A 19,678-nucleotide genomic window follows, 5' to 3' on the forward strand; every position below is an offset into this window, starting at 1 on the left:
CTGTTATACCATTCCAACCAATTTTCTCTAGGTAAGAAGGTGTTAATTTCATTAATAAGTTACGATTATCTCGTGATAGATCGTATTTATAATTGAACTACAACAATGTTTTCACCTTTTTTAAAGGTGATTTTTTTCGATTCAGGCATGATGTCCCATTCTACTGACTTATGCTTCTCGTTGAGATTGATAAAATTACCAGATTGATTTAGATCAATTTTTAGAGTGCTACTTTCTGTCGTTTCGAGCGAAATTCCCATTGAGTCACGATTAATCGTGATTATTTCTCCTTCAATTGTTACATCGCATCGTTCTTTTTGTGAACAGTCAACGCTATTAACACTCTCGTGTGTAAAGGTACGCCAGAAAAATGCGCCTATTAAAACACTGAGCATGATTAAGATTTGTGCAAGTCGCGCCTTTGTTAACTTTTGTGCAGGCATAATTACTAATATCCTTGTTACAAACTTCAAACTTTTTAAATAAAAAATGATTTCCAGAGGTCCAGTAAGGTTACTACCCTGTCATTGAATTGTTAATTCAAGTATAGTGTCACGCTGAAAATGCCACTTTTTATTAAAGTCAGCAATGGAAATAAGGTGATGATAACACTTGAATTCTAGAGTTTACTTGGGTGGTGTTACGACGCAAGTCGTGTTGGAAGTAAAAGTGTAGTTAATTAGAAATTGGAAGCATGCAAATGAGCCAAGTAAAGCAGCTTGAACAAAACTACAACTATACAGTCGTTCGCCAATTTACCCTTGTGACCATTTTATGGGGCATAGTTGGTATGGCTGTTGGTGTTTTGATTGCCGCTCAATTAGTTTGGCCACAGCTAAACTTTGATACGCCGTGGTTGACGTACAGTCGCTTACGTCCACTGCATACTAATGCGGTAATTTTTGCGTTTGGTACCAGTGCTCTGTTCGCAACGTCTTATTATGTTGTACAGCGCACATGTCAAACACGTCTTTTTGGTGGCCCACTCGTTGCCTTCACCTTTTGGGGTTGGCAAGCAATCATCCTGGCAGCAGCCATTACTTTGCCTCTCGGTTTAACATCGGGTAAAGAGTATGCTGAGCTAGAATGGCCTATTGATATCGCAATTGCGCTAGTATGGGTATCATATGCGGTGGTGTTCTTCGGCACACTAGTGAAGCGAAACACGTCACATATTTATGTGGCAAACTGGTTCTTCGGTGCCTTTATTATCACAGTAGCAGTACTTCACATCGTGAACAGCATGGCTATTCCTGTGTCACTTGGTAAATCTTACTCGATTTACTCGGGCGCAGTAGATGCGATGGTTCAGTGGTGGTATGGACACAATGCGGTAGGTTTCCTACTGACCGCTGGTTTCCTAGGTATGATGTACTACTTCGTTCCTAAACAAGCTGAACGTCCTGTTTATTCTTACCGTCTATCTATCGTTCACTTCTGGGCACTTATTTCTCTATATATTTGGGCAGGCCCTCACCACCTTCATTATACAGCGCTACCAGACTGGACTCAGTCTCTAGGTATGGTTATGTCGCTGGTTCTATTTGCTCCTTCTTGGGGTGGTATGATCAACGGTATTATGACGTTATCTGGTGCATGGCATAAGCTTCGTTATGACCCTATCCTACGTTTCCTAATCGTTTCACTGTCGTTCTACGGTATGTCTACCTTTGAAGGCCCGATGATGTCGATTAAGACGGTTAACGCACTTTCTCACTACACAGACTGGACCATTGGTCACGTTCACTCTGGTGCGTTAGGTTGGGTTGCGATGGTTTCTATCGGCTCTGTATATCACTTGGTACCTCGCCTATTTGGCCAAGAGCGTATGTACTCTGTTGGTCTAGTTAATGTGCATTTCTGGCTAGCAACAATCGGTACCGTTCTTTACATCGTTGCGATGTGGATCTCTGGTGTAATGCAAGGTCTTATGTGGCGCGCGGTTAACTCTGACGGTACGCTAACTTACAGTTTTGTTGAATCTGTAGAAGCGTCTTATCCGTTCTACTTTGTACGTTTCCTAGGCGGATTTATCTTCCTATCTGGTATGTTCCTAATGGCATACAACACGTACAAAACGGTAAGTGCACCTAAAGAAAGCCTAAAAGCTATCCCACATCCGGCATAAGGAGATTTAAGAATGAGTAATAATTCTAATAATCGCCATGAAATCTTAGAACGTAATGTCGGTTTGTTGGCTATTTTTATCGTGTTTGCTATCAGTTGGGGTGCTCTTGTAGAGATCACTCCTCTGATTTTCCAAAAGCAAACGACTGAACCTGTAGAAAATCTGCGCGCTTACACTCCTTTGGAGATGGAAGGCCGTGATATCTACATCCGTGAAGGTTGTAACGTCTGTCACAGCCAGATGGTTCGTCCTTTCCGCTCAGAGACTGAACGTTACGGTCACTACTCTGTTGCTGGTGAGAGTGTTTGGGAACACCCATTCCTTTGGGGCTCTAAGCGTACAGGCCCGGATTTAGCTCGTGTTGGTGGTCGTTATTCTGACGAATGGCACCGTGTTCACCTGTTAGATCCTCGTGAGCTTGTACCTGAGTCAAACATGCCAGGTTTCCCGTGGCTAGCTGAAAACGTTTTAGACGGTAAGCTAACTCAGAAGAAACTTGAGCTATTTCGTGATCAGTTCGGCGTTCCATACACTGATGAAGAGATCGCGAATTCGGCTAAAGAAGTAGAAGGTAAAACAGAGATGGATGCAATCATCGCTTACCTTCAGTCTCTTGGTCATGCAATGAAGTAAGGGGATCATATGGATTTCGGTACAATTCATAGTATTTATACCGTTGTACTCTTCGTTAGTTTTATTGGCATCGTATGGTGGGCATTTAGTAAAAAGCGTAAAGCACGCTTTGAAGAAGATGCCAACTTGGTGTTTGCTGACGAAGAACAAAAGACCCCTAATAACCAAGGAGTGAAGAAGTAATGACTACATTCTGGAGTCTCTGGATTATCGTGATTACTGTCGGTACGCTAGTAGGCTGTGCGATTCTCCTGACTTGGTGCGCTAAAGATAAAATGGGCGTCGAGGAAGGGGAAGACATGGGCCACGAGTACGATGGTATTCGCGAGCTAAACAACCCTCTACCAAAGTGGTGGACTTACCTGTTTGTAAGCACATTTGTGTTCGCAGCAGTTTACCTTGCCCTATTCCCAGGTCTAGGTAGCTTCAAGGGCTTTTTAAACTGGCAGAGTTCGGCTCAAACCGTTCGCTCACTAGAAGAGTCAAAAGAAGCCATCGCTGCAGCACAAGAGAACAAGCAACTAAACCAATATGCAAAAGAACTGGATGATGCCGACGCTTACTTCGGCGAAGCATTCCGTAAACTTGCGCACAATGACAGTGGTCTACGCCCAATTCCTGAAATTGCGCAAGATCCTGAAGCATTAAAAGTTGGTCAGCGTTTGTTTTTGCAAAACTGTTCTCAATGCCATGGCTCTGATGCACGTGGTCAGAAAGGCTTCCCTAACCTGACTGATGATGCATGGCTATATGGTGGCGAGCCAGCAGCGATCGTTACAACCATCATGCACGGCCGTATTGGTCAAATGCCAGCATGGAAAGATGCCCTTGGTGAGCAAGGTGTTCAAGAAGTTGTAAGTTACACACTTAGTTTATCTGGTCGTAAAGTAAATGCTCGTGAAGCCGCGGCAGGTAAAGCACGCTTCGTAGTGTGTGCTGCTTGTCATGGTACCGATGGTAAGGGTAACCCTGCAGTCGGTGCGCCTGACCTTACAGACCAAGACTGGTTATTTGGTGACTCTCGTGCAGCTGTAACAGAAACCGTAATGAACGGACGCTCAGGCGTAATGCCTGCGTGGAAAGACATTTTGGGTGAAGATAAAGTTCAGCTCGTTGCCTCATATGTCTGGAGTTTAAGTAACTCAGAGAGTAAGTAACTGAGATATTACGTAACATAGCAATAACAGCCCCTTTCATAGGGGCTGTCTTTCCTTTAAATTTAACGCCTTACATTTTTTCATTTAGCTGTTGAGAACTTTTTTATGGTAAAGCCTTGGTATAAACAATTTTGGCCGTGGTTCCTAATCATCCTTCCTCTTACTGTCGTAGTTTGGACTGTGATTACTGTGGTCGTTTTCTCGAACAACTCTGTTTCTTTAGTCGCCGAGGATTACTATAAAAAAGGCAAAGGCATTAATATCGACATTAGTAAAATGAATGTCGCTCGTGACCTAGGTCTTAACGCTGAGATTTCCTCTGAAAATAACAATGTTGTGATTGTTTTCGCTAAAGGGAAGCTACCTCATTACCCTGCTCTAACGGCCACTTTCACTCATCGTACTCTTCCTGATCGTGACTTCACAAAGCTTGTAACAGCGGATGCATCTGGTAATTACCGACTAAAAGCTGAGGAATCTATTCAAGGACCATGGTTTGTTGAACTACAACCACACGACAAGCAATGGATGATCCAAGGTAAAGTTGAGTTTCCTGCCTCTTCAACACCGTTAATGAAGTAAGCATATGTGTAAATCCTGTTATCACTGCGGTGAAGATGTACCAGCCAACACGGATTTCAAAGTAGAAATATTGGGTGAAATTCGCGACATGTGTTGTCCGGGCTGCGAAACTGTGGCGCAGACTATTGTCGATAGTGGTCTTGTATCATATTACCAATACCGCACTGCGCCTGCAGAAAAGGCAGATCTAGTACCAGAGCAACTCCAAGCTTTAATTCATTATGACAATGCGGATGTACAATCTGAATTCGTACGAAATCGCGAAAATGTTTCTGAAGTAACCCTTTCTTTGGAAGGCGTTTCATGTGCCGCTTGTGCGTGGTTAATCGAAAAGCAAGTTTCTAATACGGCCGGGTTGGTATCTATCCGTGTTAATACAACCACCAATCGAGCGTTACTAGCCTGGGATAAAACTCAGGTACGGTTAAGCGAGCTCCTTTCCGTTATTCATAAACTTGGTTACAAAGCTGCACCTTTTGAAGCAGATAAGCAAGAAGCCTCTTACCATCGAATGATGAAGCAATATCTATATCGGCTAGGTATTGCAGGTTTAGCAACCATGCAGGTCATGATGCTCGCCGTTGCACTGTATCTCGAAGTCTTTGGTGATTTAGAGCCAGAGTTTAAAAGTTACTTTCGTTGGGTAAGTTTGATTTTTGCTACTCCTGTTTTGCTTTATTCCGCTCTTCCATTTTACTTAAACGCATGGCGCAGTATCAAAGGCCGAACCCTTGGTATGGATGTCCCGGTTTCTATTGCGTTGATCTTTGCCTATGTTGCAAGTTTAGTTGCAACAGTAACTGAACAAGGCGAAGTCTTCTTTGAATCTATCTCGATGTTTACCTTCTTTTTGTTAGTAGGTCGATTCTTAGAGATGCGCGCTCGTCGCAAAGCTGCTGCAGCGAGTGGTAACCTTCTTAAGTTGATTCCGGCAATTGCTACAACGCTGGACGGTGATCAGATACCCGTGAAGACGCTAAAAGTTGGCGTTCGTATTCGCGTTCTACCTGGTGAACATATCCCCGCTGACGGTAAAGTTATTTCAGGCCGTATTCATATTGATGAATCCATGCTAACGGGTGAGTCAGTGCATGTTGTGAAACGAGAAGGCGATATTGTTTATGCGGGAACGCTAAACGGAGACGAATCATTTGAACTTGAGGTAGTAAGCTCAAAGGCCGATTCAATGATTTCTAACATCGTGCGTTTACAAGATGAAGCTCAACACTCCAAACCTAAAATTGCGGAAATTGCAGACATTGTCGCCCGTTACTTTGTTGGTGTGATTCTTATTATCTCTGCTGGTACTTGGTTTTACTGGCATCAAACAAAACCAGATGATGCGTTTTGGATCATGCTGTCTGTGCTAGTCGCTACGTGTCCATGTGCGCTATCTCTGGCCACACCGACCGCACTCACTTGTGCTACCTCTAGAATGGGTAATTTTGGCATTTTACTTCGTAAAGGCCATGTGTTTGAGACACTATGTAAGATCAACCACTTAGTTGTAGATAAAACAGGCACTCTAACGAAAGGTGATATTGAGATCTGTGAAACAAAGATACTTAGTGATCTCCCACAGAAAGATTGTCTATCACTAGCTGCAGCTTTAGAGGCTCATGCAAACCACCCTATCGCTCGTTCTTTTGCAACTTACACCAATGATGACTTTATCGTGTCTGACGTGCAAAACGTGATTGGTTCAGGGATTGAGGGTATGTGGAATGGCAAAATCGTTAAGATAGGTAGTGCTGCTTTTGTTCAAGGCAAAGAAAGTGGTGAAAGCCAGGCGGTCTATCTGTCGGTTGATGGCAAGCATGTCGCTAGCTTTTACTACCGCGACCCTATCCGAAAAGAAAGCAAAGCCTTTATTCAACGTTTTGCTGACGCTGGAATTAAGACAACCCTGCTAACTGGTGATTCTCTCTCAAACGCCCAACCAGTGGCGAATGAAATTGGTATCGATCACATCGTCGCGTCAGCAAAGCCAGAAGATAAGCTTGCATACCTTAAGAGCTTGGACGAAAACAGTATCACTATGATGGTTGGTGATGGAATCAATGACGCGCCGACTCTCGCCGGAGCTCACCTTTCTGTCGCAATGGGCGGTGGTACAGATGTCGCTAAAGCTTCTGCAGATATGACGTTACTTGGGGATAATCTCGAAAAGCTACTAGAAGCACGTTTGCTTGCACTGCGTACAAGAAAGATTATTCGAGAAAACTTGGCTTGGTCTTTGGGTTACAACCTGTTAATTTTGCCTTTGGCGGTCGCAGGTTTAGTGGCTCCCTACATTGCAGTAGTTGGCATGTCTGCAAGCTCAATTATCGTTGTATCTAACTCTTTGCGCCTGCTCAAAGAGAAATAAGTAGAGAAAGCAAACATGGAAAGTCTTTATATATTGATTCCCATCGCTATCGTTCTCGTTTGTGTTGCTGTCGCCGTTTTTCTTTGGGCGGTAAGAAGCGATCAGTTTGAAGATCTTGAACGGCAAGGGCACAACATTCTTCTCGACGAAGAAGACCAATCTAATAGTGATAAAAAGTAGCGACCTTTATGACTCCTGATTTTATCGGTGCGTTGATGATCGGCTTAGTAGGAGCCGGTCATTGTATGGGTATGTGTGGTGGTATCGCGTCTCTACTTACCATGGGCTCTTCTGCTAAAAATAAAACTACCCCTCTTATCCCCCTCTTCTACAACCTCGGACGATTGATCAGTTATACCTTAATAGGTGCATTAGTGGGTGGTGCTATATCAGGTTTATCTGAGCTTAGTGGGTTAACGCACTCTCTTGCTTGGTTAAGGCTGATTGCTGCGTTATTCATGATCCTGGTCGCGCTGTATATTGCTAAATGGTGGCAAGGCTTACTTTTAATAGAAAAGCTAGGGCAGTATATCTGGCGCTTTATCTCGCCGGCAGGGAAGAATCTGTTGCCACTAAAGCATCCTCTTCACGCGTTGCCATTTGGCTTTATTTGGGGTTGGTTACCATGTGGCTTAGTTTATTCAGCGCTTACTTGGTCGGCGGTTTCTGGTAGTGCGATGAACGGCGGCCTAATTATGCTTGCGTTTGGGCTCGGAACGCTACCTGCAATGCTTATTATTGGATACGGTGCCAATCATTTTCAGAAATTACAAAAATCATTAATATTTAGAAATATTTCAGCATTAATCCTTATTGGCTATGGTACGTATACCGCTGTAGGAGCCTTAGCGTTACTCGGTTTCATATAACGTTAAACTCTATTGAGGTGACATTTTTGCTACCCTTTAGGATTAAGCGATGCTAAAATATTGATGTATATCAAATAGTGAAAGGTTGTTATGATTTCTGAAAAACCTGCAACAAAGCGTATCCAATCAGGCGGTTGCGCCATTCATTGCCAAGATTGTAGCATTAGTCAACTGTGTATCCCGTTCACTCTAAATGAGGCAGAACTTGATCAGCTTGACCAAATCATCGAACGTAAGAAGCCTATTCAAAAAGGACAAGAGCTTTTTAAGGCCGGTGATGAGCTAAAATCGCTATACGCTATCCGCTCTGGTACCATCAAGAGCTATACGATCACAGAGCAAGGTGATGAGCAAATCACAGCGTTTCACTTAGCTGGAGACTTAGTCGGTTTCGATGCTATCACTGGTGACTCCCACCCTAGCTTTGCTCAAGCACTCGAAACGTCGATGGTATGTGAAATCCCATACGAAATTTTAGACGATCTATCGGGTAAAATGCCTAAGCTTCGCCAGCAAATCATGCGTTTGATGAGTAACGAAATTAAAGGTGATCAGGAAATGATTTTGCTTCTTTCTAAAAAGAACGCAGAAGAGCGACTAGCTGCTTTCCTTTACAACCTATCAACGCGTTTTTCTCAGCGTGGCTTCAGCCCTAGAGAGTTTCGTTTAACTATGACTCGTGGTGATATTGGCAACTACCTTGGTCTTACAGTCGAAACGATCAGTCGTTTGTTAGGTCGTTTCCAGAAATCTGAGATCCTAAGCGTAAAAGGTAAATATATCACTATCTTAGACCACGATGCATTGATGGAACTTGCTGGTGTAACTAAAGAATAATACACCCTAATTATTGATGTAGCTCGAAAATGAGCTACATCATATTTCTCATAAATTCCTTTCGAAAGTCCTCAAAAAGTTCTCCAAACTAAGCTACAGTAAAAATGTACGGTGAGTACTCCAAAATACTGATTTAATTTACATTCAGTATCTGGTTTTGCAATAGAAGTGGGCTTAGTTATGAGTATATACAGTAAGATCCTTGTTGTAGCTGACATCAATAATGATGAGCAGCCCGCACTTGCAAGAGCTGTTCAATTAGCTCAGAAAAGTGTATCTAGAAGCCGAATCACTTTCTTTTTATCCATTTACGATTTCTCGTATGACATGACGTCAATGCTATCAGTGGATGAAAGAGATGCTATGCGTCGAGGTGTCATTCATCAGCGTGAGCAGTGGATGCGTAAAATTGCTCAACCATACCTAAACGATGGCTTCGACTTTGATGTTTGTGTTGTCTGGCACAACCGCCCTTATGAGGCGATTATTGCTGAAGTCTATGCAGGCAATCATGACCTAGTCATCAAAGGCACACGTAAGCATGATGTTTTAGAGTCTGTCATTTTCACACCGACAGATTGGCACTTGTTGCGAAAATGCCCTATTCCAGTGCTTCTTATTAAGAATGCTGCTTGGCCGGAACAAGCAAGTATCCTTGCCTCAGTACATGTGGGCTCAGAAAACCCGACTCATATTGATCTCAACGATACGATGGTCGAGCGATTAAAAGAAATCACCACTCGGCTTGAGGCCAAGCCATATCTTGTTAACGCCTACCCCGTTACACCGGCGAACATTACGATTGAACTTCCTGAATTTGACCCAACGACTTATACCGATGCAGTGCGAGGTCATCATTTAACGGCTATGAAAGCACTACGCCAAAAACATGGTCTTGATGAAGAACAAACGATAGTTGAGCAAGGTTTACCTGAAGATGTCATTCCGGCAGCTGCAGAGCGCTTGAACGCAGCAATGGTTATTTTAGGTACCACAGGGCGAACAGGGCTTTCTGCTGTCTTTATTGGTAATACAGCGGAGCACGTAATTGATAAAATAAATTGCGACGTGTTGGCTCTAAAACCAAAAGGCTACATTAGCCCTCTCGACCCAAATACAGCAACCTAATCTCTCTTTAGTATTGCTATGTATTGAGCGCTTTCAAATAAGCGCTAATAAATCCCCCGAATACAGGGGGATTTTTGTTTGGGAACAGTTAAAGCGTTGGGTACAAAAAAGGAGGTCTAATTAACCTCCTTTTTTACGAGTTAGATGTTCGTAACATCGATGAACATCGATTCATCAATATTCGTCGAAGAAACGACAGCCTCATTAAATTCATACTCTTCGCGGTTACCTTCACGATCTAGCGGTAAGTTAACAAAGTCGAACAATTCGCGGTCTGCTAGTTGGCTTGGGCTTACGTTTTGAATTGATTTAAAAATTGCTTCCACACGCCCTGGCGTCTTCTTATCCCATTCAATCAACATTGCTTTTATAGATTGACGCTGAAGGTTCTCTTGAGAGCCACAAAGGTTACACGGAATTATTGGGAAATCCTTGTGCTCAGCGTATTTGATCAAATCTTTTTCACGACAGTAAGTCAATGGACGAATGACCACGTTACGGCCATCATCAGAGCGTAGCTTTGGTGGCATCGCTTTAAGGCGAGAGCCGTGGAACATATTCAAGAACATTGTTTCGACGATGTCATCCATGTGATGACCTAGCGCAAGCTTAGTTGCACCAATCTTCTCTGCAAATGAATACAGCGTACCACGTCGCAGGCGTGAACACAGACCACAAGTGGTTTTGCCTTCTGGTACCTTCTCTTTTACGACGGAATACGTGTCCTTATCGACGATATAGTAAGGGATATTCAGTGTTTCGAAATACTCTGGCAGAATGTGCTCAGGGAAGCCCGGTTGTTTTTGGTCTAGGTTTACCGCAACCACTTCAAATTTGATCGGTGCGGCTTTTTGAAGATTCAGCAGGATATCAAGCATCGCGAATGAATCTTTACCACCGCTAATACATGCCATTACAACATCGCCTTCTTCGATCATGTTGTAATCAGTAATGGCATTTCCAACATGTCTTCTTAGGCGTTTCTGAAGCTTGTTGAATTCTAGGGTTTCTTTTCTTGTATCTATTTGGTTCATTGCGGGCTCTCACATCGCCGATAAATCGACTAGGACTTCCTAACATGGGTTTCTTTGGGGCGTGGATTATACGAGCTTTTTACGCAGGATTAAATGCTTGTCTTATTGAGTCTTTAAGAAAAGAGTGTGAAAGATACTTTAGTTACGGTCAAAATTAAAAAAGAGCTGCGATTGCAGCCCTTTCTAAACGTTCAGTGTTCATTTCTTTGCGTTAGGTAGATAAGGTAACACTCGCATCGTCGGTTCTGGTAGTGTCATTGTGCCACCTTGCCCTATTTCACTTAGTGCGACTTGTATCTTGCCATTGACAATTGGCTTTTCGGTTCCGTTTGAGAAAATCACTTTATCATTCAGTTGATTTGCAAACTCCATCGTCACACCTTGAACTTCCGGTGTAAACCAACCCGCAAACATACCGCCTAAATCTTCCAGCATCGTCTGCATTTGAGGTAGAAGAGGCTTAAGTTGCTCGTAAGAAACGTTACCCTGTAATGGTTCTTTGGTCATCACGACAAGTGAGTAATCGCAACGTGTATCTTTTGGGGTATCGATAAAAACCAACGGATTCGCTGACTTTAAGTTTTTATCAACAGGTAAAGGCAACTCTTGTGAAGCAGGGATAACAAACTCTTCATAGTGCTCTTCTTTTTCCATCCAAGCTTTTTCTATCGTACAAATTTGTTTAGTTTTTGCGTCCACAAAAAAGACACCAACTTTCACATCGTCATGCCCTTCTTTATTGTTGTTTTTTAGTTGAGTGTATAACTTTGAGTACGTGAACATGTACTCTTGAGCTTGGGTTATCGGCGATACAAGAATTAGCGCCGCACTTCCCAATAGACTTAGGCTTAACTTTTTCATTTTATCCGTTATTTTATTGCGTCCAGTAGGCGTTGTTATGACGAATCATAGCGCGAAGATCGTGTACATAGGCGATGCCACGTTCAGAATAGGCTAGCAACCCATGCGTTAACTCTGACGCGGTTGCAACCGTTAACAAGCCCTTGTTCTTTTCAGCCAGAGATGTTCTGATTTCACGCAGGTCTGCATACGCTGGGTTTCGATTAACATTCATAAAGTAGCCATGAACAGACTGTTGTACAGAATCGAATTTTTCAACTTCATGAACTTTGTTAGCGCCACGTTGCGCTGGAACAATTCCACAGCCCTTTTTATAACACCATTGGCCGAACAAGTTGTTTGCTTGAGTAGCAAAACGAGAAGTGCCCCACGCAGATTCATTTGCCGCTTGAGTTAGAACCAAGGCTTCAGGTAAGACGTTCACTCGCACAAGCATCTCGTCTAGCCATGCTTGATCAATCTTATCGTTACTCGAGGGCAACGAATACAGAGATGATAACCGCTGAGCATACTCTTGTTGTTCTTGCGTCACTTGTCCCACCTTTAAAGAGGTAAGAAAGGCCCGCTCATGACGAATTCGTTGATTCTCAAGAGCAATTTTAGGCCTTAAAAAATCAAAAAAAGCAGCTTTTTTCTCTTTCGTATCTTTTATTGAATTGAAGTCTGGGATATCACCGATGTATGGCAAGTGTGATAAATCGACATGCTTAATCTTGCCAGAGAGTACGTCAGGATTTTCCACATATTTAAACTGTTTCTCGTAGTGTAAATATGGGCCTATAGAAATAAAAGTGGCGGCTATACAGGTTGCCGCCACTCGTAAACTTATTGATTTCAAAGAATTAGGCATCAAACACCTGTGAGTTACCATCGTGATCATTATCGTTTTTCTGTGTTGTAACGATCTTAAGCTTAATTCCAAACATTTCGCGGTAGAGTATGCCTTTCAAATGGAAGAAGAATGGCAGCACAAAAATCAAGCCAATACCGTAGAACATTGCTGCAATAATAAACATTAACATCACGCCTAAGTAAAGCCCCGCGACCACAAAAATCTTCTTGTTGATTGCGCGAAGTGATAACAGCAACGCTTGCATTGGTGGCACCCTTTTCTCACAAATCAACAAAATAGAGTGACTAAATGCCAAGGAAAGATACAGCGACAGTAAAGGAAAAATCATACCAACCACACCTTGTAGCATTAAGCTCATGAGCGTTGCTAGAATAACAGGAATGGTGAACTGCAACCCCTTTCCAACATGGCGCAACTTAGTCTTCAGGCCGGCGACATGGCTCATAGCCATCAAGCTGATCCCCGCATAAATTGGTGCGCTAATCACCTCATAACTGAAATTCGCGACATAAATAGAAGACACAATATCGTTTGTGAACGACTCTGGGTTCTCAAATGCATCAAGAATAACGCTCAAATCGCCCAACTGCAGTTTTAATGCAATATAGAAAATACCTAACTGGACAAAAAGCAATACAATAATGGCAGGAGAAAATGATAAAAAGTGCTGGATGGTTGCTCGCCAAGCTTCGTTAAAAACCGCGCCAGCTTTAAGCTCGTAGTTGCCAGACAAAGCTCGCTCTACACTCCCCCCAAGATTGAAATCTTTCTCAAAATCGTCGTTCATAGTTTATCCAAGACTAACTTGTAAAATTTTGACTGGAATTCCAGTCAATTAATGTAATCGTCATTATAAAGAAATCTTTCCACATCTAACATCACAACTCACCTACAATCCTTGCAATCTCAACTGTATGGTTGATAATTAACCACTTTCAAGGTCATGAAATTGAAACAATTGTTGAACAAAGTTTAGTGCTATCAAACTGTGTCTAGATGCCAATTAATCTCATAAAAACAGTATGGTAAGGAATGATGGCTTTTTCCTGCAAAATTATTTCTGTTTCAAGATAAGAAAATGCTTTAATTTCACACTTTTGGTGATTATGATGCGCGCCTCAAAAGTGAATGGTTAGTGTCACATCAGCTGGGATAATCCCGGCTTGAACGTGGGGGAAATACAGACGTTGAACGCAAAACCGCAAGCAGGAAAGCCAGTTATTCGTTTATCTGGTATTAGTAAAAGTTTCGATGGTAAGGAAATCATCGGTAATTTAAATCTGGATGTTAATCATGGTGAATTTCTGACGATTCTCGGGCCTTCTGGTTGTGGTAAGACAACAGTTTTACGCATGATTGCAGGTTTTGAAACGGCAGATAACGGTCAAATTATTTTGGATGACCAGGATGTAACACAGGTTCCTGCAGAGCAAAGGCACGTCAACACGGTATTTCAAAGTTACGCATTGTTTCCACACATGACCGTATATGAGAATGTCGCTTTTGGTCTTCGTATGCAGAAAACGCCTACTGCGGACATTGAACCACGAGTAATGGAAGCACTGCGCATGGTGCGCCTAGAAAAAATGGCACAGCGTAAGCCTCATCAGCTTTCTGGTGGTCAGCAACAACGTATCGCCATTGCGCGTGCGGTTGTTAACAAACCAAAAGTACTGCTGCTAGATGAATCTCTATCGGCACTTGATTACAAACTGCGTAAGCAAATGCAAATCGAGCTTAAACAGCTTCAGCGTCAACTTGGTATTACCTTTATCTTCGTTACGCACGATCAGGAAGAAGCCCTATCGATGTCTGACCGCATTATTGTAATGCGCGATGGTGTTATCGAGCAGGATGGTTCTCCACGTGAGATTTACGAAGAGCCGAAGAACCTATTTGTTGCTCGCTTTATCGGTGAGATCAACGTATTCAACGCAACCATGCTAGAGCGTATCGACGAGAAACGTATCCGTGCAGAAATCGAAGGTGTCGAATCTGTTGTTTACTACGATCAGGAAGCGCAAGCAGGTGAAAAACTGCAAGTACTACTTCGCCCAGAAGACTTACGTATCGAAGAGATCAAAGAGTCTGAAGAAAAAGGCATCGTAGGTCACGTAACAGAGCGTACCTATAAAGGTATGACGCTTGATTCAGTTATCCAATTGGATTCGGGCATGCGTGTAATGGTTAGCGAATTCTTTAACGAAGATGATCCTGATGTGGACCACTCACTTGGCCAGAAAGTCGCTATCACTTGGGTTGAGAGCTGGGAGGTAGTCCTCAATGATAAGCAAGAAGATTAATCTTCAAAACGCGATCATTACCTTAATCGTCGGTTGGTTAACACTTTTCGTGTTGGTACCAAATGTGATGATTATCGGTACGAGTTTCTTAACGCGTGATGAAGCAAACTTAATCGAAATGACATTTACTTTCGACAACTACTTACGTCTACTCGACCCCTTGTATGCGAAAGTGCTGATGCACTCGTTCTACATGGCGATCGTGGCGACGTTGTTGTGTTTAGTAATTGGTTACCCATTTGCTTACATCATAGCGAAAATGCCAGAGAAATGGCGCCCATTCATGTTGTTCTTAGTTATCGTACCTTTTTGGACAAACTCTCTTATCCGTACTTACGGCCTGAAGATTGTTCTGGGTACACAAGGTATTTTGAACAAATCATTAATGGCGATGGAAATCATCGATAAGCCATTACGTATTATGTACACCGAAACAGCAGTAATGATTGGTCTTGTGTACATCCTGCTTCCATTTATGATTCTGCCGCTTTACTCGGCAATCGAGAAGTTGGACAACACTTATATCGAGGCGGCGAAAGATCTTGGTGCGAACAAGTTCCAAACCATTACGAAAGTGATTCTACCTCTGACAATGCCTGGCATTATCGGTGGTTGTTTGTTGGTTCTGCTACCAGCACTAGGTATGTTCTACATCTCTGACCTTCTTGGTGGTGCGAAGAACCTACTGATTGGTAACGTTATTAAGAGCCAAGTATTGAACGCTCGTGACTGGCCATTTGGTGCTGCGACCAGTATCGCCCTCACCTTCGCAATGGCTGTGATGCTTTACGCTTACTACAGAGCAGGCAAACTATTGAATAAGAAAGTGGAGCTAGACTAATGGGACGCACAGTTAGATTTAGCTTTATGGCGCTGGTGTATGCATTTTTGTATCTGCCAATCATCGTCTTAATTGTTAACTCATTTAATGCCAACAAATTTGGTATGAAATGGGGTGGTTTCACCACGAAATGGTACGAAACCTTAGTAAATAACGACAGCCTAATGCAAGCTGCATGGCATTCATTGAACGTAGCGGTATTCTCAGCGACAGCAGCAACCATCATTGGTAGCTTAACGGCCGTTGCCCTATTCCGTTACTCGTTCAAAGGTAAAGGTGCGGTAAACGGCATGCTGTTTGTCGTGATGATGTCTCCCGATATTGTAATGGCGATTTCATTACTTGCTCTGTTCCTAGTATTAGGCGCACAGCTTGGCTTCTTTACACTATTGATTGCTCACATCACCTTTTGTCTACCATTCGTTGTGGTAACTGTATACAGCCGCTTAAATGGCTTTGATGTGAAAATGTTGGAAGCAGCAAAAGACCTTGGTGCAAGCGAGTGGGTTATCTTGAAACAGATCATCCTTCCTCTCGCTAAACCAGCGGTTGCCGCAGGTTGGTTATTGAGCTTTACCCTGTCTTTGGACGATGTGATCATCAGCTCGTTTGTAACGGGTCCAACATACGAAATCTTGCCATTGAAGATTTACTCCATGGTTAAGGTGGGCATTTCACCGGAAGTGAACGCCCTAGCAACGGTGATGTTGATTGTTTCTTTGGTCTTGGTAGTAATTTCTCAGTTGCTAGCAAGAGAAAAAGTGAAGTAGAATCCGCACCTGTTAACATCACGAAACAGAATGGTTACATGCCATTCTGTTTTTCTATCTATCGTCCAAAATTGGACAACGTTTGGTTTGGAGCTAACGTCAATGAAAAAATGGGCTACTCTATTAGCTGGTAGTGCATGTGCGCTTTCTCTGTTCTCTGGTACAGCGACAGCGGATGATAAAGAACTAGTATTTATGAACTGGGGTCCTTACATCAACAGTAATATCCTAGAGCAATTTACTAAAGAAACTGGCATCAAAGTGATCTACTCGACTTACGAGTCGAACGAAACTTTGTATGCAAAGCTAAAAACCCATAACCAAGGTTATGACCTAGTAGTACCTTCAACGTACTTCGTGGCGAAGATGCGTGACGAAGGCATGCTACAAAAGATCGATAAGACTAAGCTGAAAAACTTCGGCAACCTAGATAAAAACTACCTAGACAAGCCTTACGATCCAAGTAACGACTACTCTATCCCACACGTTGTTGCGATTACAGGCCTAGCGGTTAACGCAGATATGTACGATCCAAACGACTTCCAAAGCTGGGCTGACCTATGGAAGCCTGAGCTTGAAGGTCAAGTAATGTTGATGGACGACACTCGTGAAGTGTTCCATATCGCTCTGCGTAAACTTGGCTACTCAGGTAACTCAAAAGACCCTAAGCAAATCGATGAAGCGTACGCTGAGCTACAAAAGTTGATGCCTAACGTTTTAGTTTTCAACTCTGACAACCCTGGCGCACCTTACATGTCTGGTGAAGTGGGCATTGGTATGCTTTGGAACGGTAGCGCCGCAGCGGCACAAAGTGAAGGCCTGAACCTTAAACTCGTTTTTCCTAAAGAAGGCGGTATCGGCTGGGTTGATAACTTCGCTATCTCTTCCGGTGCGAAGAACGTAGAAGCCGCTCACAAGATGATTGACTTCCTACTGCGCCCAGAAATCGCAGAGCAAATCTCTCGTGATACTGGCTACCTAACGGCGGTGGAAGAATCGAATGCTAAGTTTAAAGACGTTGCCCCACTGTTCCCTTCTCAAGAAGACCTTGACCGCGTTGAATGGCAAGATGCGGTTGGTGATCTAACCGTTAAGTACGAAGATTATTTCCTCAAGCTGAAAGCGGGACAATAATCTAGCTTGTGTAACAAGTCATCAACCATAGGAAAATAGGCAGCAATACGCTGCCTATTTTTGTCTTAGGCTGATATAATCGCGCGTTGCTAGGTTTATTTGTCTTGGTATCATAGATTTATCGTCTCATAACAAGGAGACAACGATATTCAAGCTAAATGAACATATTTGTGCTTACTGCGATTTGGCTCAAATTGATAACTCCAACTAGTATTGACTTGTCCAATCGCGAAACAAAACGGAAAACAAATGAAAAGTAAATTCTACGCAAGCGCTCTATGTGCAGCGACGCTCATCGCTACCCCTGCAATGGCTGCTGATCAAGAACTGTATTTCTACAACTGGTCGGAATACATTCCAAACGAAGTTCTTGAAGACTTTACAAAAGAAACCGGAATCAAAGTTATTTACTCTACATACGAATCTAACGAGAGTATGTACGCAAAACTAAAAACTCAAGGTTCTGGTTACGACTTGGTAGTACCGTCTACCTATTTCGTCTCTAAAATGCGTAAAGAAGGCATGCTACAACAGATCGACAAAGAGAAATTATCTCATTTTGCCGATCTTGATACTAACTTCCTAAACAAACCGTTCGATCCGAACAACAACTACTCTATCCCATACATTTGGGGTGCGACCGGTATTGGTATCAATGCTGACATGCTAGACAAATCATCGGTTACTAAGTGGGATGATTTCTGGGATAGCAAGTGGGAAGGTCAACTAATGCTGATGGATGATTCTCGCGAAGTATTCCACATTGCATTGACTAAGCTTGGTTACTCACCAAACACGACTAACCCAGAAGAAATCAAAGCCGCTTACGAAGAACTGAAAAAGCTAATGCCAAACGTATTAGTATTTAACTCAGACTTTCCTGCAAACCCTTACCTTGCGGGTGAAGTTTCACTAGGCATGCTTTGGAACGGTTCTGCATACATGGCTCGTCAAGAAGGTGCGAACATCGACATCATCTGGCCAGAAAAAGGCACTATCTTCTGGATGGACAGCCTAGCAATTCCAGCTGGTGCGAAGAACGTTGACGCAGCTCATAAGATGATCGATTTCCTACTACGTCCTGAGAACGCAGCTAAGATTGCACTAGAGATTGGTTATCCTACGCCAGTTAAAACGGCACACGATCTGCTACCGAAAGAATTTGCTAATGATCCAAGCATCTTCCCACCACAAGAAGTGATGGACAGCGGTACTTGGCAAGATGAAGTTGGCGAAGCGAGCGTAATGTACGATGAGTACTTCCAAAAGCTAAAAGTGAACAACTAATTCGTTAGTTTTAAAGATATGAAAAAGCGGCTCATGAGCCGCTTTTTTGTTCTTAATGACAAGACAAAAACTCTTCCTGTTGAAGTTATTACGCTCTTTCTTTTCCTTCTAGAGCCAGTATCTCGTCAACTAATTTTGGAACCTCAACGCTTGCTTTTCCGTAGCGTTTTTCCTCAAATTCACTTTCTACCGCACTAGGTTCTAGGTTAATTTCAATGGTATGTGCGCCGTGCATTTTTGCATCATGAACAAAACCTGCTGCGGGATACACAACGCCAGAAGTCCCAATAGAAATAAACAAATCTGCTTCTTCTAATGACGCGTAGATATCACCCATTCGCAGTGGCATTTCACCAAACCAAACAATATGTGGTCGCATTTGTGAAGGGATCTGACAACAGTGACAAAGTTCGCCTGTCTTAATGTCCTCATTGTGCTCTACTACTTGGTTAGATTCACTACAGCGCGCCTTGAGCAACTCACCATGCATGTGAATCACATTCTGACTGCCGCCTCTTTCGTGAAGGTTGTCTATATTTTGAGTGATGACCGTCACTTTACCTTCTAACTCAGCCTCTAAACGACCTAATGCTTCATGCGCTGCATTAGGCTTTATCGCATTATCTTGAAGTTTCTTGCGGCGTTGGTTGTAAAAGTCTTGAACAAGGTCCGGATCGCGAGCAAACCCTTCAGGCGTTGCTACATCTTCGATACGGTGATTCTCCCATAGGCCATCTTGCGCACGAAATGTTTGAATACCAGATTCGGCCGAGATACCTGCACCAGTAAGTACTACAATATTTCTATAAGGGAAATTCATAACTCATCCTTGCTGTTTTTTCATTAGCTTAACACTGAAAGAATAGCAACAGTAGTAATATGGATTAGACCAT

General features: G+C 42.9%; 21 protein-coding genes. 15 read left to right on the plus strand and 6 right to left on the minus strand.

The features are described from left to right. Nucleotides 1-86: 86 nt before the first annotated feature. Nucleotides 87-443 carry a hypothetical protein gene (locus MTF70_RS16820; protein ID WP_005377473.1) on the minus strand — a complete coding sequence of 119 codons (357 nt, stop codon included), beginning with the start codon at nucleotides 441-443 and terminating at the stop codon, nucleotides 87-89. A 257-nt stretch (nucleotides 444-700) separates the two neighbouring features. On the opposite strand from MTF70_RS16820, the gene ccoN reads away from it, so the two are divergent. From ccoN to uspE, 10 genes are all read left to right on the plus strand, one after another. After that, nucleotides 701-2,128 carry a cytochrome-c oxidase, cbb3-type subunit I gene (ccoN, locus tag MTF70_RS16825; RefSeq protein WP_005396488.1) on the plus strand — a complete coding sequence of 476 codons (1,428 nt, stop codon included), beginning with the start codon at nucleotides 701-703 and terminating at the stop codon, nucleotides 2,126-2,128. Nucleotides 2,129-2,140: 12 nt separating this feature from the next. After that, nucleotides 2,141-2,761, plus strand: a complete 621-nt coding sequence (gene ccoO / locus MTF70_RS16830; RefSeq protein WP_005377475.1) for a cytochrome-c oxidase, cbb3-type subunit II — start codon at nucleotides 2,141-2,143, stop codon at nucleotides 2,759-2,761. 9 nt (nucleotides 2,762-2,770) lie between these two features. Then, a complete protein-coding gene (locus tag MTF70_RS16835) occupies nucleotides 2,771-2,944 on the plus strand; it encodes a CcoQ/FixQ family Cbb3-type cytochrome c oxidase assembly chaperone (protein ID WP_054865616.1) in 174 nt (57 codons plus the stop codon). Further along, nucleotides 2,944-3,918: a cytochrome-c oxidase, cbb3-type subunit III gene (ccoP, locus tag MTF70_RS16840; protein WP_005377487.1), complete on the plus strand. Its 975-nt coding sequence runs from the start codon at nucleotides 2,944-2,946 to the stop codon at nucleotides 3,916-3,918. Before MTF70_RS16835 ends, ccoP begins: the two co-directional genes overlap by 1 nt. A 105-nt stretch (nucleotides 3,919-4,023) precedes the next feature. Further along, a complete protein-coding gene (locus MTF70_RS16845; protein ID WP_005377489.1) occupies nucleotides 4,024-4,500 on the plus strand; it encodes a FixH family protein in 477 nt (158 codons plus the stop codon). Between the two features lie 4 nt (nucleotides 4,501-4,504). Beyond that, nucleotides 4,505-6,868 carry a heavy metal translocating P-type ATPase metal-binding domain-containing protein gene (locus MTF70_RS16850; protein WP_042522977.1) on the plus strand — a complete coding sequence of 788 codons (2,364 nt, stop codon included), beginning with the start codon at nucleotides 4,505-4,507 and terminating at the stop codon, nucleotides 6,866-6,868. Nucleotides 6,869-6,883: 15 nt separating this feature from the next. Continuing rightward, complete coding sequence (gene ccoS / locus MTF70_RS16855; RefSeq protein WP_005377493.1) at nucleotides 6,884-7,048, plus strand: cbb3-type cytochrome oxidase assembly protein CcoS; 165 nt, start codon at nucleotides 6,884-6,886, stop codon at nucleotides 7,046-7,048. An 8-nt stretch (nucleotides 7,049-7,056) separates the two neighbouring features. Continuing rightward, on the plus strand, nucleotides 7,057-7,737 hold the full coding sequence (locus MTF70_RS16860; RefSeq protein ID WP_017634899.1) for a sulfite exporter TauE/SafE family protein: 681 nt from the start codon (nucleotides 7,057-7,059) through the stop codon (nucleotides 7,735-7,737). A gap of 90 nt (nucleotides 7,738-7,827) precedes the next feature. Next, the gene (locus MTF70_RS16865) at nucleotides 7,828-8,574 is read left to right on the plus strand and encodes an FNR family transcription factor (protein ID WP_005377497.1); all 747 of its coding nucleotides are present in this window, start codon (nucleotides 7,828-7,830) and stop codon (nucleotides 8,572-8,574) included. A gap of 180 nt (nucleotides 8,575-8,754) precedes the next feature. Next, a complete protein-coding gene (uspE, locus tag MTF70_RS16870; RefSeq protein WP_005377500.1) occupies nucleotides 8,755-9,702 on the plus strand; it encodes a universal stress protein UspE in 948 nt (315 codons plus the stop codon). Between the two features lie 140 nt (nucleotides 9,703-9,842). Here uspE and ttcA read toward each other — a convergent pair whose 3' ends face one another. The 4 genes from ttcA to MTF70_RS16890 all read right to left on the minus strand — a co-directional run bounded on the left by ttcA (nucleotide 9,843) and on the right by MTF70_RS16890 (nucleotide 13,237). Next, nucleotides 9,843-10,736, minus strand: coding sequence for a tRNA 2-thiocytidine(32) synthetase TtcA (gene ttcA / locus MTF70_RS16875; RefSeq protein ID WP_005377502.1), 894 nt, complete (start codon nucleotides 10,734-10,736; stop codon nucleotides 9,843-9,845). Nucleotides 10,737-10,934: 198 nt separating this feature from the next. Then, nucleotides 10,935-11,597 carry a DUF2987 domain-containing protein gene (locus tag MTF70_RS16880; protein ID WP_042522976.1) on the minus strand — a complete coding sequence of 221 codons (663 nt, stop codon included), beginning with the start codon at nucleotides 11,595-11,597 and terminating at the stop codon, nucleotides 10,935-10,937. A 13-nt stretch (nucleotides 11,598-11,610) separates the two neighbouring features. Then, entirely contained in the window at nucleotides 11,611-12,447 is an 837-nt protein-coding gene (locus MTF70_RS16885) for a glucosaminidase domain-containing protein (protein WP_042522974.1), read from the minus strand. Further along, nucleotides 12,440-13,237 carry a hypothetical protein gene (locus tag MTF70_RS16890; RefSeq protein ID WP_005389175.1) on the minus strand — a complete coding sequence of 266 codons (798 nt, stop codon included), beginning with the start codon at nucleotides 13,235-13,237 and terminating at the stop codon, nucleotides 12,440-12,442. The genes MTF70_RS16885 and MTF70_RS16890 overlap by 8 nt, the downstream gene beginning before the upstream one ends. Nucleotides 13,238-13,637: 400 nt before the next feature. Between MTF70_RS16890 and potA the strand changes: the two genes are divergently transcribed. The 5 genes from potA to MTF70_RS16915 all read left to right on the plus strand — a co-directional run bounded on the left by potA (nucleotide 13,638) and on the right by MTF70_RS16915 (nucleotide 18,785). Continuing rightward, nucleotides 13,638-14,753, plus strand: coding sequence for a spermidine/putrescine ABC transporter ATP-binding protein PotA (gene potA, locus MTF70_RS16895; RefSeq protein WP_017634901.1), 1,116 nt, complete (start codon nucleotides 13,638-13,640; stop codon nucleotides 14,751-14,753). Further along, a complete protein-coding gene (gene potB, locus MTF70_RS16900; RefSeq protein ID WP_005377512.1) occupies nucleotides 14,734-15,594 on the plus strand; it encodes a spermidine/putrescine ABC transporter permease PotB in 861 nt (286 codons plus the stop codon). The genes potA and potB overlap by 20 nt, the downstream gene beginning before the upstream one ends. Further along, nucleotides 15,594-16,364 (plus strand): spermidine/putrescine ABC transporter permease PotC, encoded by a 771-nt coding sequence (gene potC, locus MTF70_RS16905; RefSeq protein ID WP_005389180.1) that lies wholly within the window; start codon nucleotides 15,594-15,596, stop codon nucleotides 16,362-16,364. The genes potB and potC overlap by 1 nt, the downstream gene beginning before the upstream one ends. A 102-nt stretch (nucleotides 16,365-16,466) precedes the next feature. Then, nucleotides 16,467-17,498 carry an extracellular solute-binding protein gene (locus tag MTF70_RS16910; protein WP_042522970.1) on the plus strand — a complete coding sequence of 344 codons (1,032 nt, stop codon included), beginning with the start codon at nucleotides 16,467-16,469 and terminating at the stop codon, nucleotides 17,496-17,498. A gap of 249 nt (nucleotides 17,499-17,747) precedes the next feature. After that, nucleotides 17,748-18,785 carry an extracellular solute-binding protein gene (locus tag MTF70_RS16915; protein WP_025766646.1) on the plus strand — a complete coding sequence of 346 codons (1,038 nt, stop codon included), beginning with the start codon at nucleotides 17,748-17,750 and terminating at the stop codon, nucleotides 18,783-18,785. An 88-nt stretch (nucleotides 18,786-18,873) separates the two neighbouring features. Here MTF70_RS16915 and cobB read toward each other — a convergent pair whose 3' ends face one another. After that, entirely contained in the window at nucleotides 18,874-19,605 is a 732-nt protein-coding gene (gene cobB / locus MTF70_RS16920) for a Sir2 family NAD+-dependent deacetylase (protein WP_005377522.1), read from the minus strand. Nucleotides 19,606-19,678 lie beyond the last annotated feature (73 nt).

It is taken from the genome of Vibrio sp. 2CM40D, assembly GCF_023161825.1.
Lineage (GTDB): Bacteria > Pseudomonadota > Gammaproteobacteria > Enterobacterales > Vibrionaceae > Vibrio > Vibrio alginolyticus.